This window comes from Bacteroides sp. OF03-11BH (assembly GCF_003604005.1).
Lineage (GTDB): Bacteria > Bacteroidota > Bacteroidia > Bacteroidales > Bacteroidaceae > Bacteroides > Bacteroides ovatus.
The window spans coordinates 44,530-59,298 of the sequence record NZ_QTMW01000034.1; the positions used below are offsets into that span (position 1 = coordinate 44,530).

At 41.9% G+C, this 14,769-nt stretch carries 7 protein-coding genes; 6 read left to right on the top strand and 1 reads right to left on the bottom strand.

Annotated features, from left to right (window positions below):
- Window position 1 precedes the first annotated feature (1 nt).
- The 6 genes from DXA54_RS20120 to fsa all read left to right on the top strand — a co-directional run bounded on the left by DXA54_RS20120 (window position 2) and on the right by fsa (window position 10,442).
- Entirely contained in the window at window positions 2-3,598 is a 3,597-nt protein-coding gene (locus tag DXA54_RS20120; protein ID WP_008648842.1) for a SusC/RagA family TonB-linked outer membrane protein, read from the top strand.
- Window positions 3,599-3,618: 20 nt separating this feature from the next.
- Window positions 3,619-5,046, top strand: coding sequence for a RagB/SusD family nutrient uptake outer membrane protein (locus DXA54_RS20125; protein WP_008648836.1), 1,428 nt, complete (start codon window positions 3,619-3,621; stop codon window positions 5,044-5,046).
- A 19-nt stretch (window positions 5,047-5,065) separates the two neighbouring features.
- A complete protein-coding gene (locus tag DXA54_RS20130) occupies window positions 5,066-7,570 on the top strand; it encodes a zinc-dependent metalloprotease (protein WP_004326491.1) in 2,505 nt (834 codons plus the stop codon).
- Between the two features lie 321 nt (window positions 7,571-7,891).
- The gene (gpmA, locus tag DXA54_RS20135; RefSeq protein ID WP_004300826.1) at window positions 7,892-8,638 is read left to right on the top strand and encodes a 2,3-diphosphoglycerate-dependent phosphoglycerate mutase; all 747 of its coding nucleotides are present in this window, start codon (window positions 7,892-7,894) and stop codon (window positions 8,636-8,638) included.
- 27 nt (window positions 8,639-8,665) lie between these two features.
- Entirely contained in the window at window positions 8,666-9,718 is a 1,053-nt protein-coding gene (locus tag DXA54_RS20140; protein WP_004300825.1) for a class I fructose-bisphosphate aldolase, read from the top strand.
- Window positions 9,719-9,785: 67 nt separating this feature from the next.
- A complete protein-coding gene (fsa, locus tag DXA54_RS20145) occupies window positions 9,786-10,442 on the top strand; it encodes a fructose-6-phosphate aldolase (RefSeq protein ID WP_120080525.1) in 657 nt (218 codons plus the stop codon).
- Window positions 10,443-10,549: 107 nt separating this feature from the next.
- Here fsa and DXA54_RS20150 read toward each other — a convergent pair whose 3' ends face one another.
- Window positions 10,550-14,497, bottom strand: a complete 3,948-nt coding sequence (locus DXA54_RS20150; protein ID WP_008648834.1) for a two-component regulator propeller domain-containing protein — start codon at window positions 14,495-14,497, stop codon at window positions 10,550-10,552.
- Window positions 14,498-14,769: the final 272 nt, after the last annotated feature.

A 14,769-nucleotide genomic window follows, 5' to 3' on the forward strand; every position in this document is an offset into this window, starting at 1 on the left:
TATGAAAAAGCAACAAATTACATTATTAGAAAAAAGAACTAAAAAAAAGCTTGTGTGGATGAGAACTGCCTTTCTATTGCTGGTGTTTACAGCAACAGCCTTGCAAGGATGGGCGCAGAATGCAGAAAACAGGCAGATTTCTTTAGAGATGAAAAACGAACCGCTCGGTTCGGCCTTGAAACAGTTCAGCAATGTATCTGGTTATAAGGTGAATTTTCCCAGTGAAGACGTTGCACCCTATCGTGTAACTGTGAGTATATATCAGATGGCTCCTTTTGCAGCACTTCAGAAGATTCTGGAAGGAAAGCCTTTTGAGTATGATGTGAAACAAAATTTCATCACTGTCCGTAAAGTGAAAGCTACCTCGACAACTGCTTCAGGTAAGTTCAGAAATGTTGGAGGTCAGGTAGTGGATGAAAGTGGTGATCCCTTGCCGGGAGCAAATGTAAAGGTGCTTAACAGTCCCTTTGGTGCTATTACGGACGCAGAGGGAAACTTTACTTGTAAAGTTCCGGTGGATGTACATACATTGGAAGTGTCTTTCGTCGGTATGCAGTCGGAAAAGGTTTCTGTTAAAGACCGTAACAATATCCGGGTGATAATGCATGAGGACAAGCAACAATTGGGGGATGTTGTGGTGACGGGCTATCAGCGTATTAGCCGTGAACGTTCTACTGCAGCTTTCGGTTTCGTTGATTCCGAACAACTGAACAGACAGATGCACAGTGACCTGGCCTCATCTCTGGAAGGGCAGATAGCAGGTTTGCGTATGAATATTAATCCGAATACGGGTGATATGAGTCCTATTCTTCGTGGAGTAGGTACGTTCTCGGATGACGTAGGAACAAATCCGCTGATCGTTGTGGACGATATGTCAACCAATTTAAGCTTGAGCGAGATAAATCCTTATAATGTGGAAAGTATCACAGTCTTGAAAGATGCTGCCGCTGCTAGTATTTATGGTGCTTTGGCAGCCAATGGTGTTATTGTAGTGACCACGAAACAAGCTCAGAAAGAAGGTGCGCACGTGAGTATTAATGCAGACTGGTTTATCACTACCAAACCAAGTTTCAAGAGCTTGAACTTAGCTTCAACAAGTGATATTATTGATTATCAAACAGCTGTTTTTGATGCTAATGTAGCGGAAAAAGGAAGTGCGGCGAATTTTTTATCTTCTTTTCAGTACAATTATTATAATCCCTTGTTCCAACTCTATCTGGATCAGGCCAATGGAGATATTACCAGTAGTGAAGTAAATGCTACGTTGGGACAATGGCGTAATAATGATTATTATAAGGAATATCGTGATAATGCTTGGCGTACGGCTATAACCCAGCGCTATAATGTAACTGTATCACAGAAAGCCGGAAATAGCAATCATTTCCTTTCTTTCAATTATGAAAAGGATAGTCAGCGCGTTATTAGTAGTAAAAGCAATAAAATTTCTTTGTACTATAAATCGAATTATGCGGTCACAAACTGGTTGAATCTGAATGCCGGAGTGGACGTACGTATGGGACGTAGTCATACTCCGAATAGCAGTTATACCAGCTATACCCTGCAACAACGATATGAGCGGATATTGGATGCCGACGGTAACCATTATACTTCTCCTTATGTGAATGTAGGTGCATATCCTTCCTATAATGGGAGTGTTGTAAGAAAAGCTGAAGGTGTCTCACCTTATAGAACGTTTGGTTTCAATGTACTTGATGCATTGGAGGAAAGCATAACAAAGTCACATGATGTTAGTATTCGTCCGTTTGTAAGTTTACAGGCTCGTTTCCTGAAAATGTTCAAATACAACTTCATGTATCAATATGAATGGAATAAAGGTAAGAGTGAACTATTTGAGTCGGAAAATACTTATGCAATGCGTATGCTACATAACAGTATGGTTGATACAAATGGAAAAGCACAATTGCCGCAAGGGGGACGTTTTTCTCAGACAGAAGTTGAAAGTAAGCGTTACACGGTACGAAACCAAATAGACTTTGATAAAACTTGGAAGGACCATGCAGTAACTGCCATTGCCGGTCTGGAATTTCGTGAAAACAAGATTCCGACACCTGCCCGCCAATTGTTGTATGGCTACGATCCGCAAACATTAACTTCTGATTTTATGAATTGGCAAGCCTATCGTGACGGTGTAGGAACCAGTGCTCTTTCTGACAGAACGATTACTTTATCGGGGCTGTCTGCTACTTTGCACGAGTCACGCCATCGTTATGCGTCTTTTTATGCAAATGCAGGATACTCTTATCTGTCACGTTATAATCTTTCCGGAAGTATTCGTTGGGATCAAGCCGATTTGTTCGGGCTCGATATACGTAATCAGCGCCATCCTTTGTGGTCAGTCGGTGCGTCTTGGATTCTGTCGGAAGAATCATTCATGAAAGAGATTTCCTGGCTGGATTACCTTAAACTACGTATGACGTACGGTATTAACGGTAATGTAGATCAAGCTTCGACTACCTATTTTGTTGTAAAGAAAAAAACACAGAGCAATCCCATCAAAACGACTTATTTGACTTACGAGGATGATGATCTGCCGAATCCGAAGCTTCGCTGGGAGAAAACGGCTACTTACAATATAGGATTAGATTTCCGTCTTTTCAAGAATCTGATAAGTGGAACTCTGGAGTATTATAATCGTCACTCATCTGATTTGTTGGTACGCCGATATATGGATCCGACTTTAGGAGCTGGCTCACGTGTAGTAAATAATGGTGAGATGCGTAATCGTGGTGTAGAGCTTTCCCTTTCAGCCAATATCATACGTAAGAAAGACTGGAACTTCGCTGTAGATTTTAACTTTGACCATAATAAGAACAAAATGTTGAAGGTGGATCATAGTGAATCCGACAATGCGAGCCTCTTTATAAAGAGTCCGCTGAACTATTTTATGGAAGGTACTAGTTATAATACGTTATGGGCTTACCGTATAGATCGTATGGAGAATGGATATCCGGTAGCAGTGGACAAAGATGGAAATGATCTGGTGAAATTCAATGAAGATGGTACGGTAGCCAGTATCACTTCTGGTTCTTCGCTCAAAGGTACTGATGACTTGGTGAACCTTGGTTCGCTGACTCCGAAATTCAGCGGGTCAGTAGGGTTAAGATTCAACTATAAGAATTTTGATTTGAATGCATTCTTTGTGTATGCTGGTGGTAATAAACTGCGTAACAGTGTATTAAAAATGGATGACCAGTTAGGTACTCAAACCTTGAAAGGAATTGCCAACCGTTGGACTGCGGATGATTCGAATGCACAGGTACGTATGTACCTCGATATACCGGCACAGGTAAAAACTTATGCAACAACTTTCCAGGATTGGTGGCAATTTGGTGACATCAATGTGAAAGATGCAGGTTATGTGAAATTGCGTAGTTTGAGTGTAGGATATAACTTGCCGTTTATGGTTTGCCAGTACCTCCGCCTCTCTTCTCTGAAAGTGAAAGTGCAGGTAAATAATCTGTTTACCTGGTGTAAGGCAGGAAGTGATATTGATCCGGAAAGCTATGGAATGAATGACGGTACACGTGGCATCGCTTCTCCTAAGACTTACTCCATCGGATTATCAACAAGTTTCTAACCATTTAAAAGATATAAGATATGCGTAAATTACTTTATATATTGCCAGTTATTCTCATATTGGGTTTTGCAGCCTGTGAAGACTATGTGGATATTACTCCTACAGGCAAGAAAACGGTGGATTCTACTGATACTTATTATGAATTGATAGCCCTGCCCAACCGGGCCTACCATCCGGCAGCTTTTGCCTTGTTGAGCGATAATGTCTGGTCGAAAGAATCGAATATCATAGGTAATGAATTTATTTCATGGGATGGTATTAACATGACTTTTAATGAGGCAGCTAACCGGAAAGAGCTAAGTGATAACAATTTATATGAAAATTGTTATACATATATCCTACGGTCAAATATCGTAATTTCATTGGTTGATGCTAGTCTGGGTGATAAAGATGTTAAGGAATTGGCAAAAGCGGAAGCAAAGATCATGCGTGCCTGGGATCACTTTATTCTGATAAATACATTTGCGAAAGCATATAATCCGGAAACTGCAGCCACTGACGGTGGAGTTGCTATCATTGATAAATATGATTTGGAGGCTACTCCAACCAAATCTACGGTTGCTCAAGTATACGATTTTATTATTAAGGATATAGAAGAAGCGCTTCCTTATTTACAGGAAGAGCCGGTGAATGTATATCATCCGTCAAAAGCTTTTGGATATGCGTTGGCTGCCCGTGTTTATCTGTTCCATCGAGATTGGAAAAAAGCGAAAGAAGCTGCCGAAGAATCATTGAAGTTGAATAATACCCTGATTGATTATATTGATTTGGGAGCTAAAGGAGGTCCGACTAAGGTTACTACTTATGCCAAAGGCGGTAACCCGGAAGTGCTGAACTATGCTTATATGGGTGGTCCTACTGAAGTTTTGGCCTTTTGTTATGGTATGCTTAGCCCGGAGATGGTACAACTTTTCGGGCAGAATGATGAACGTTTGAACCAATTCTTTAAAACGAGTGACAACAGTGTATACTACTTTGACGAAGGTTCAGGAGCTGCTTTGTGGAATACTTCGATTACTTATTCTAAGTTTCAGCCTATGTCTGTGGGAATGCGTACTGCCGAAGTTTACCTGATTCTGGCAGAAGCGAAAGCACGGCTGAAAGATATACCGGGAGCTGTCCAAACATTGAATCAGTTGCGTGAAAAACGAATCAAGGGAGCCGAAGCTGTATTGCCGGAACCTGCTACCGAACGTGCGATGGTGCAGGCAGTCATTGATGAGCGCCGTAAGGAGTTAATCTCCGGATTTAGTCGCTTCTGGGATTTGAAACGATACAATACGGAAGCTGATTACGCAAAGACAATCACCCGTACTTTCCCGCTGGTATCTACGGATGTCGAGAAAAAGACATATACGTTGAAGCCGGATTCACGGTTGTATATCATTCCATTCCCGTTGGCTGCCCGTGAAAAAAATCCGAACCTGACAATGAACACTAACGAATAAAAAAAATAAAGAGAAAACTATGCGAAAGATTTTGATGATGGCTGTGTTGGCGTTCCTGTCCTTGCAAGGTGTGGGAGCTCGTGCCAGTGGTATATCTCTTCTGGAAAGTGGAAAGAAGAAACTGGTAGCACAGGAAGATACGGTCAAGAAAGACACTGTTAAGAAAGTAACGGCTTATGAAAAACTGTTGAAAGATGGAGGAAGTGAATGTGAGGGTATGTTTACGGTACGCCACATCAAAGATAACTGGTATTTTGAAGTGCCGGATACTCTTTTAGGACGGTTGTTGTTGGCTGTGACCCGGTTTAAAGCAGTGCCACAGGGTTTCAAAATGCTTAGCGGAGAAGAGGTGAACCGGAGTGTTGTTTATTGGGAACAGCATGATGATAAGACTCTCTTTTTACGCGAATATGTGCAATCACAGTTTGCCCGTCCGGGTGATAACATTGCCGAGGCATTGAAACAATCGACTGTAGATCCTGTAATCTATAAGTTTGATGTAATCGGTAGAAATCCGGAGACTCAGGCACAGCTCATTGATGTATCAAAACTCTTTTTAGGTGATAATAAATTGTGCGGCTTTACCTCAAGCGACCGTTCCATTCTTGGCATCGGTACTTTAGCCCAGGACCGCACATTTATGGATACGATAAAAACCTATCCTATCAACGTGGAGGCAGTGACTTTGCGTACTTATAGTATTAGTGCTGGTAGACTACCGGCTGCACAGACTGGTTCGGTGACTGTGAAACTGAATACAAGCATCGTGATGTTACCCAAAGAACCGATGCAGCCACGGTTTGCCGATGACCGGGTGGGATTTTTCCAAAACTCGTTGACCGAATTTTCGGACGACCAGCAGACTACCGATCGTGGAGCCATCATCCAGCGCTATCGGTTGGAACCGAAAGATCCGGAACGTTACCGTCGGGGACAACTCTCCGAACCGAAAAATCCCATTATCTACTACATTGATCCGGCAACACCGAAGAAGTGGATACCTTATCTTAAAGCAGGTGTCGAAGACTGGAATACAGCATTTGAAGCTGCCGGATTCAAGAACGCTATAATAGCTAAAGAATGGCCGAACGATCCCAATATGAGTTTGGACGATGCGCGTTATAGTGTGATACGTTATCTACCCTCCGAAACGGAGAATGCTTACGGTCCGCGTATTGTCGATCCGCGTAGTGGAGAAATTATGGAAAGTCATATTTGTTGGTATCACAACGTAATGAACTTACTCAAAAAGTGGTATATGGTGCAGTGCGGGCCACTGGATAAGCGCGCACGCACGATGACTTTTGACGACAAATTAATGGGCAGTCTGATTCAGTTTGTCTCTTCACATGAAGTGGGGCATAGTATCGGCTTACGGCACAATATGGCAGCCAGTTCGGCTACTCCGGTAGAGAAACTGCGTGATAAAGCTTGGGTAGAAGCCAATGGTCATACGGTATCAATCATGGATTATGCGCGGTTTAATTATGTAGCCCAACCGGAAGATCGGATTTCCGAAAAAGGATTGTTCCCTCGTATCGGTGTTTATGACAAATGGGCTATCCAATGGGGGTATCGCTATCGTCCGGAATTTAAGGATCCTTATAAAGAAAAAGACGTATTACGTGCCGAAGTAACCAAAAAACTGCGGGGAGATCATCGCTTGTGGTTTGTTGGTGATGAAGGAAAGGGATTTGATCCCCGTAGCCAGAGTGAGGACTTGGGCGACAATAATATGAAAGCCAATGAATATGGTATAAAGAACCTGAAAAGAGTGATGGAAAACATACTGACCTGGACAGCACAGCCTGACGGAGAGTACACTGACTTAACCACCATTTATAATTCGGTTCGTGCCCAACATCTGAAGTATACCCTGCAAGTGCAGAAGAACATAGGAGGACGCTATACCAATAATTTGCCGGATCTCAAAGTGCATGATTATCTGCCACGCAGTTTGCAGAAAGAAGCTGTTGAATGGTTGGGACGCAATTTGTTTGTAGCTCCGCTCTGGCTCTATCCTGATGAAGTGGTGAGTCGTACCGGAGTCAAGCCGGTGGATGAGATTCGTGACCGCCAAAGCTCTGTTGTAGCTTTGCTACTTGCACCGGGAATGTTGTATAATATTTACTCAACCTCATTGTGTTCTTCGGAATCGTATGCACTCGATGATTATTTGAACGATGTATTTACTGCAATATGGAAACCGTTGAATGATCCCAGTGAACTGGAGAATAATTTCCGCCGTCAGTTGCACCGGACTTATCTGGGGTTTGTCGAAGGAATGATTAAACCTAGTAGCAAAGATGGTGCCAATGCAAATCTGGCAATCAGCCGTTCTGATATTCAGCTTTTTGTAGAACAGCATTTAGATAAGATTGAAGAGTCAGTAAAAGAGCAACTTGCTGCTTCTAAGGAGGGAGATCTCAATTACCGGCATTATGCGGCATTGCTGCGCAACGTTCAGAAAATAAAAGAAGGATATTATGGAAAAGATGCTGATACGCGGTCTTCTGATAAATAGCTTTGAGGAAAACGAAGAATAGAAAAAAATAGAAAAATAGAACAGTAGAACAGTAGAACATTTTCTTGTATATATAAACTCTCTCTTTTTACTTTTACAGACTTACTCTTCTCTAATGATAACCTTGCTTTGATGAATCATCATCCATAATGCAAGCTTAGAATTAGAGGAGGGTATTTTTTTATATCCCTGATTACTGCATCCCGCTTCTTTGTAGAAAGAATCATTATTTCTGGGTATTGACAACTATTTATTTTCTAGTGAACTTTGTGAAGAAACAATCTGTTGTATATATAAAAAGAAGAAAGGAGAATTTTAGAAATGAAAAAGATAGTATTACTTCGTCACGGAGAGAGTGCATGGAATAAAGAAAATCGTTTTACGGGCTGGACAGATGTAGATCTGACAGAAAAGGGAGTTGCCGAAGCTGAAAAAGCCGGAGAGACATTGAAAGAATATGGTTTCAATTTTGATAAGGCTTATACTTCCTATTTGAAGCGTGCGGTGAAAACCTTGAACTGTGTTCTCGATAAGATGAATCTGGACTGGATACCTGTAGAGAAAAGCTGGCGCTTGAATGAAAAGCATTATGGTGAATTGCAGGGATTGAATAAAGCCGAGACTGCCGAGAAATATGGAGAAGAACAAGTGCTAGTGTGGCGTCGTAGCTATGATATAGCTCCCCATCCTCTTTCAGAAAGTGATTTGAGAAATCCCCGTTTTGATTACCGTTATCATGAAGTACCCGATGCGGAGTTGCCTCGTACTGAATCGTTGAAAGATACCATTGAACGTATTATGCCTTATTGGGAAAGTGATATATTTCCTAGTCTGAAAACAGCTCATACGCTGTTGGTGGTCGCTCATGGCAATAGTTTGAGAGGCATCATCAAGCATCTAAAAAACATCTCCGATGAAGATATTGTCAAGCTGAATCTACCTACGGCTGTGCCTTACGTATTTGAGTTTGATGAAAACCTGAACGTTGCTAATGACTATTTCCTGGGAAACCCGGAAGAGATCAAAAAACTGATGGAAGCAGTAGCCAATCAGGGAAAGAAAAAATAGAAAAGTTACACATTAAAAAAAGAAGTTATGAGTAAAGTAGTAGAATTATTAAGAGATAAGGCCTGTTATTACCTGGACCACACTTGCGAAACCATTGATAAATCATTGATTCATGTTCCGTCTCCCGATACAATAGATAAAATCTGGATTGATTCGGACCGGAGCATCAGAGTATTGAACAGTCTGCAAACGTTGTTGGGACATGGCCGCCTGGCAAATACCGGTTATGTGTCTATACTTCCTGTCGATCAGGACATCGAACATACTGCCGGAGCATCGTTTGCCCCCAATCCGATCTATTTCGATCCGGAAAATATCGTAAAACTGGCTATTGAAGGAGGCTGTAATGGAGTAGCTTCTACCTTTGGGATTCTTGGATCCGTAGCACGTAAATATGCCCATAAAATACCTTTTATCGTTAAGTTGAATCACAATGAATTACTTTCTTATCCTAACAGTTTCGACCAAGTATTGTTTGGTACCGTTAAAGAAGCCTGGAATATGGGAGCAGTAGCGGTAGGCGCCACTATCTATTTCGGTTCGGAACAGAGTCGCCGTCAGCTCGTGGAGATAGCCGAAGCTTTTGAATATGCTCACGAACTGGGGATGGCAACCATTCTTTGGTGTTACCTGCGCAATAATGATTTCAAGAAAGGTGCTGTCGATTATCATGCTGCCGCCGACCTGACAGGACAGGCCGACCGTTTGGGAGTGACTATCAAAGCTGATATTGTGAAACAGAAACTTCCGACTAATAATGGTGGCTTCAAAGCTATCGGTTTCGGAAAGATCGACGAGCGTATGTATACCGAACTTGCTTCCGAACATCCGATTGACCTTTGCCGCTACCAGGTAGCCAACGGCTATATGGGACGCGTTGGTTTGATTAACTCCGGTGGAGAATCTCACGGTTCTTCCGATTTGCGTGATGCAGTCATTACAGCTGTAGTCAACAAACGTGCAGGAGGTATGGGATTGATTAGCGGACGTAAAGCGTTCCAGAAACCAATGAACGAAGGGGTGGAATTATTGAATACTATTCAGGATGTATATCTTGATTCGTCAATAACGATTGCATAATCAGAGATGAATGGAAATAAATTATTATCTTTGACTATTAGATCGTTAACCATTAAAAATTAAGAGTATGAAATTTTTTATTGACACAGCTAATTTGGAGCAAATTCAGGAGGCTTATGACCTCGGAGTACTTGACGGAGTGACTACCAACCCTTCGCTGATGGCGAAAGAAGGTATCAAAGGAACGCAGAATCAGCGTGAACATTATATCAAGATATGCAAGATTGTCAACGGAGATGTCAGTGCCGAAGTGATAGCAACCGATTATGAAGGAATGATTCGTGAAGGTGAAGAACTTGCCGCGCTCAATCCGCATATTGTAGTAAAAGTTCCCTGTATTGCCGATGGCATTAAAGCGATCAAACATTTCACGGAAAAGGGAATCCGTACTAACTGTACATTAGTCTTTTCAGTAGGACAGGCATTACTGGCAGCTAAAGCCGGAGCTACCTATGTTTCGCCTTTTGTCGGTCGTCTGGACGATATTTGTGAAGATGGAGTAGGGTTTGTGGGAGATATTGTACGTATGTATCGTACCTATGATTACAAGACACAAGTGCTCGCTGCTTCTATCCGCAATACGAAACATATTATCGAATGTGTGGAAGTGGGAGCGGACGTTGCTACTTGTCCGTTGAGTGCTATCAAGGGTTTATTGAATCATCCGTTGACGGATTCGGGATTGAAGAAGTTTCTGGAAGACTATAAAAAAGTCAATGGTTGAGTAAGTAATGAAACTTGCAGTATATTAAAATTTTTAGGCACGGATTATTTGCTCAGGTCTTAGAATTCCGTGCCTAAAGAATATTTGTTTTTTCGGGTAGCTGCTCATTACTCTTTTTTCCGTTCCTGTTTTCTCTTCTCCTTATATTGAGTTGGCGTTTCTCCTGTATATTGTTTGAAAGCCGTACTGAAATAGCGTGAAGTAGTGAAGCCGACCTTCTCGGCAATTTCCGTGAACGACATGTCCGTACTGGTGATTAATGTGATCGCTTTCTCCATCCGGAATTTATTAATGTAATCATTGGCTCCCATATCGGTCAGAGCTTTTAGCTTATTGTAAAGGGAAGCCCGGCTCATACCTATCTCCTTGCAGATAAAAGTGACGTCCAGATTGCTGCTATCCAGATGTTCCTGAATAATTTTATTCAGTTTCAGCAGAAATGTTTCATCTGCCTGGCTGAAAGTGCTCTCTTCCGGCGCAGGGACTAATCCTGTATTCAAATATCTTTTCTTGATAGATTCGCGGTTTTTCAATCGGTTGCGAATGATTTCCATTAGCATTTCTATCTCAAAGGGCTTAGTCAGATAAGCGTCCGCCCCGTTCTTGTAGCCACTCAACTGACTTTGTTTATCATCTCTTGCTGTCAGCAGAATGATAGGAATGTGACTGATCGTAATATCTTCCTTTATATTTTTGCAAAGTTCATATCCATTCATTCTCGGCATCATCACGTCACTGACGATAATATCCGGAGCATGATTTCTGGTCAGTTGAAGGGCTTCCACACCATCGGAAGCAATCACTACCCGTTTGAAATATTCTCCCAGTGACTTTTTCAGAAAATCCGTCAAATCCGGATTGTCATCCACCACTAGAATACTGTAAGGACTCGTATCGAACGTATTTTCCTCCGGTAACAGTTCTTTGCTATCATCGTTCATCAATTCGTTCAGATATGCCTTCGGCTGACAGACGATCTCTTCCGATTGTTGTCTCAAGGGTAGTTCAAAGAAGAATGTTGCACCAGCTTCCTGATTATCCCGTGCACCGATGGAGCCTCCGTGTAGTTCTACCAGAATCCTGGAATAAGATAATCCGATACCTGTGCCGCTTTGCTCTCCTGTACCTTGATAGAAACGGGTGAAGAGTTTTTGTGTATTTACTTGTTTCAATCCGTTTCCCCGGTCAATGATGGAGATACGTACGCTATTTTTCTCGGAAAGCAACTCCGATGTAATTGTTATTTCTGCATCTTGTGGACTGTGTTTCAAGGCATTGATAAGCAGATTGCTTAGAATAATCTCACATTTATCTTTATCGAAACTTACAGTATTGACCTGTGGGTCAAGCTGATAGCGGATACGGACGTTTTTAGCTTCACCTTCGCTGACGAAATCTTGGGATACATGTTCAATCCATTGATTGAGAGCATACGGCTGTATCTGCAATTTACTTTCCCCAACCTCCATTTTGCGTACATCGAGTACCATATTAATAAGGTTTTTCATTCGCTGTGACTGGCGATAGATTGCTTTTATAGGTAAATATTGTGTATCTTCGGCAGAAAGCGATTTCAGTATCCGGCTAAGCGGTGCGTGTATGAGCGTTAAAGGTGTGCGCAGCTCATGACTGATATTAATAAGGAAACGTACTTTTTCTTCATATACCTGTTGTTCATGTTCCTTCATTGCCCATTTCAGTTTTTCTTCCTTACGCTTTAGAGTTCTTCGGAAAGTTTCAATAATAGCGGCAGCAGTAAGAACGGTACAGCTAAGAATAAACCACCATGTCCGATACCAGGGAGGGAGAATGGTTAGTTCCAGTACTTCCTGACTGGGAATCCAACTGCCATCTTTAGCTGTACATGAAGCCATAATCTTATAACTTCCCGGAGGAAGTGAACGTATAGCCAGTTCGGGATTGTACGATTCGATTTGCTGGTCATTCAGCCCTTCTATCTGGTATCTGTACACTTTCTGTCGGAAAATGTCCTTCTCTTTCGACATGATCCGGATAGTGATATTACTGTTCCAGGGAGCGGAGATCCCTGTTGGTCGATTGGTTAATTCGTTATTCACGGATTCTCCATTGATGATGACATCGGATAATTGGAGTTGGGGAAGTTCAGAAGTTGTTAATGGTATTTTGCAGTTAATGTGCAGTAAACCTTTTACTCCACCCATATAGACGTCTCCCTGCATACTTAACAGGCGGGGTTTGGAAAGATATTCGTTCTGGATTACGCCGTCTGATTCGCCGAATAGAACGAACTTTTTTTCTTTGATAAGCCAAGCGAAAAGCATGCTGTCAGCTCCTATCCATACTTTTCCTTGCTGGTCGCATACGATCAAAGTGATTTCACTAAATAGAGAGGTCGGGATCGGAGTCTGTATTTTGGTGGCGGGATTGTAGTGTACCAATCCGTAATTGTTCCCAATCCAGAAGTTTCCCTCTTCGTCTCTTGAAACGGAGTTGATGGTCGTGTCTTTCCAGCATCTGTATAGGGCTTTCAGCCGGTTTGTATGGTTGTCCAGTTCATATATGTGCTTCGTATCATTTAGATAAGTGGTGTTCCTATAATTGCCGATTGGCAGGAGAGCACCGATAATATCTTGTTCTTCCTGTTCTATAGCGGTACTGAAAGTACGTGTATTCAAATCATATATATAGATATGTTCTCCAAGGAACAGAATGCTGTGATGAGTGTTCCGGAGTAGATTTACAGCCTTGCCTCGATTGCATAAGAGTGCTGTTGTTTCAGCGTCGACAATGGTGAAAGGTTGTTTTTCTCCAGTTGCCGGATTGAAAATAAATACTCCTTGTGAGAAAATAGAAATTAATAATTTACCGGGAGTAAACTGACAGATAGAGGCAACTTTGTCTTCCCAGGTTGAGGGATAATGAGTAAATTTCTCTGTGAGCGGATTAAAGTTGTTGATACCTCCTCCGTCCGTGCCTACCCAGATTTGATCTTGAGATTCCTGGAAAAGACTTAGAACGGTATTGTTGCTAAGTCCCCGGTCGTTGCCGGGTGGTACGTCTGTATATGTTTTCATGGAAACTTCCCGGATGCTGATTAGTCCGTTGCGGATGCTGCCTGCCCATATATTGTTGTTGTAGTCGTTGTATAGGCATAAGATAGAGTTGGCGGGAAGTGAATAGTTGTCACTTCCGGGCACATGTTCCAGCAGAGAAAAATGTCCGGTTTCCGGGTCGAGAATATTAATGCCTCCTCCGTCTGTTCCAATCCAGATTTCTCCTTCCCGTTCGGCGAGACTTAGTACAACATTGTTACTTAGAGAAGAGTTGTGGGTAGTATATGTAGCCAGTAGTTTACCGTCGTGTGTCAGGCAGTTCAGCCCTCCGTTGTAAGGGGCTACCCATATTCTTTTTTGTGAGTCTATAAGTACGTTCATGATTTCCTTTCCGCAATCGAAAGGAGGACGGCGGCATTTTCCGGTATTCAGGTCGAGCAGGAGTAGTCCTTGCCAGCGACTACAACAAAGTAATGTTCGTTTATCCCATAGACTTAGCAGAGTCACATTATAATTGGGCTCTAGGTCAAACGTTTGCAGGAGGCGGAAAGTGGCATCCTGATAATTATAGAAAAAGATTTTATTTTTCGAACCGAATAACACTCCATCATCAGTCAGGCAGACGGAATAGGCGATGATATTATTTCCTGTTTCATCAGTCGGTATAAGAAAGTCATCGCTTTGCCGCTGATAACGTGCCACTCCCTTATCTGTCAGAATCCATATATTGTTTTGTACATCTTCTATCAGCTGGTAGATTAAATTGTGAGGAATGGAATGAGGGTTGTTTGACTGATGGACATACTTTTTAAGTTCATGTCCGTCATATCGTCCCAGTCCGGAGCGGGTTCCAATCCATACAAAACCTTGTTTATCCGTTAAAATGCATCTCACGGTGGAGGGAAGACCATCTTTTAGGGAGATTTGCTTATAGTAATAATGACCGGCTTGAAGAGGGGGTATGCCGATAAACAGTGTGACAAATGCGATGCATAGTAGTAAAAAGGTTTTTGTTCTCATGAGATCAGGTCAGTTAAACTAAAAACAAAGATAATACATTCGGATGAATGTTTGTTGAAAAGCAAACTTATTTTGTATTCCTTCAGGTAAAAGAGTTATATATAGTTGCTTTTCTCTATTTAATTTTGTATCTTTAAAGCTTTCCGTCCTTCTAAAGATAAGTTGTCCCCTTGTAATGGGATAATAGTCATCTTATAAGGTGCTATTTATCATTCTATAAGATGCCAGGGCAGACGCATTATATTTTTTACTATATTCTCCTTTGTTATTTC

Bases quoted from the DNA above. Each gene is read 5' to 3' on its own strand.
- DXA54_RS20120 (WP_008648842.1), top strand. From the start codon at position 2: ATGAAAAAGCAACAAATTACATTATTAGAAAAAAGAACTAAAAAAAAG.
- DXA54_RS20125 (WP_008648836.1), top strand. From the start codon at position 3,619: ATGCGTAAATTACTTTATATATTGCCAGTTATTCTCATATTGGGTTTT.
- DXA54_RS20130 (WP_004326491.1), top strand. From the start codon at position 5,066: ATGCGAAAGATTTTGATGATGGCTGTGTTGGCGTTCCTGTCCTTGCAA.
- gpmA (WP_004300826.1), top strand. From the start codon at position 7,892: ATGAAAAAGATAGTATTACTTCGTCACGGAGAGAGTGCATGGAATAAA.
- DXA54_RS20140 (WP_004300825.1), top strand. From the start codon at position 8,666: ATGAGTAAAGTAGTAGAATTATTAAGAGATAAGGCCTGTTATTACCTG.
- fsa (WP_120080525.1), top strand. From the start codon at position 9,786: ATGAAATTTTTTATTGACACAGCTAATTTGGAGCAAATTCAGGAGGCT.
- DXA54_RS20150 (WP_008648834.1), bottom strand. From the start codon at position 14,497: ATGAGAACAAAAACCTTTTTACTACTATGCATCGCATTTGTCACACTG.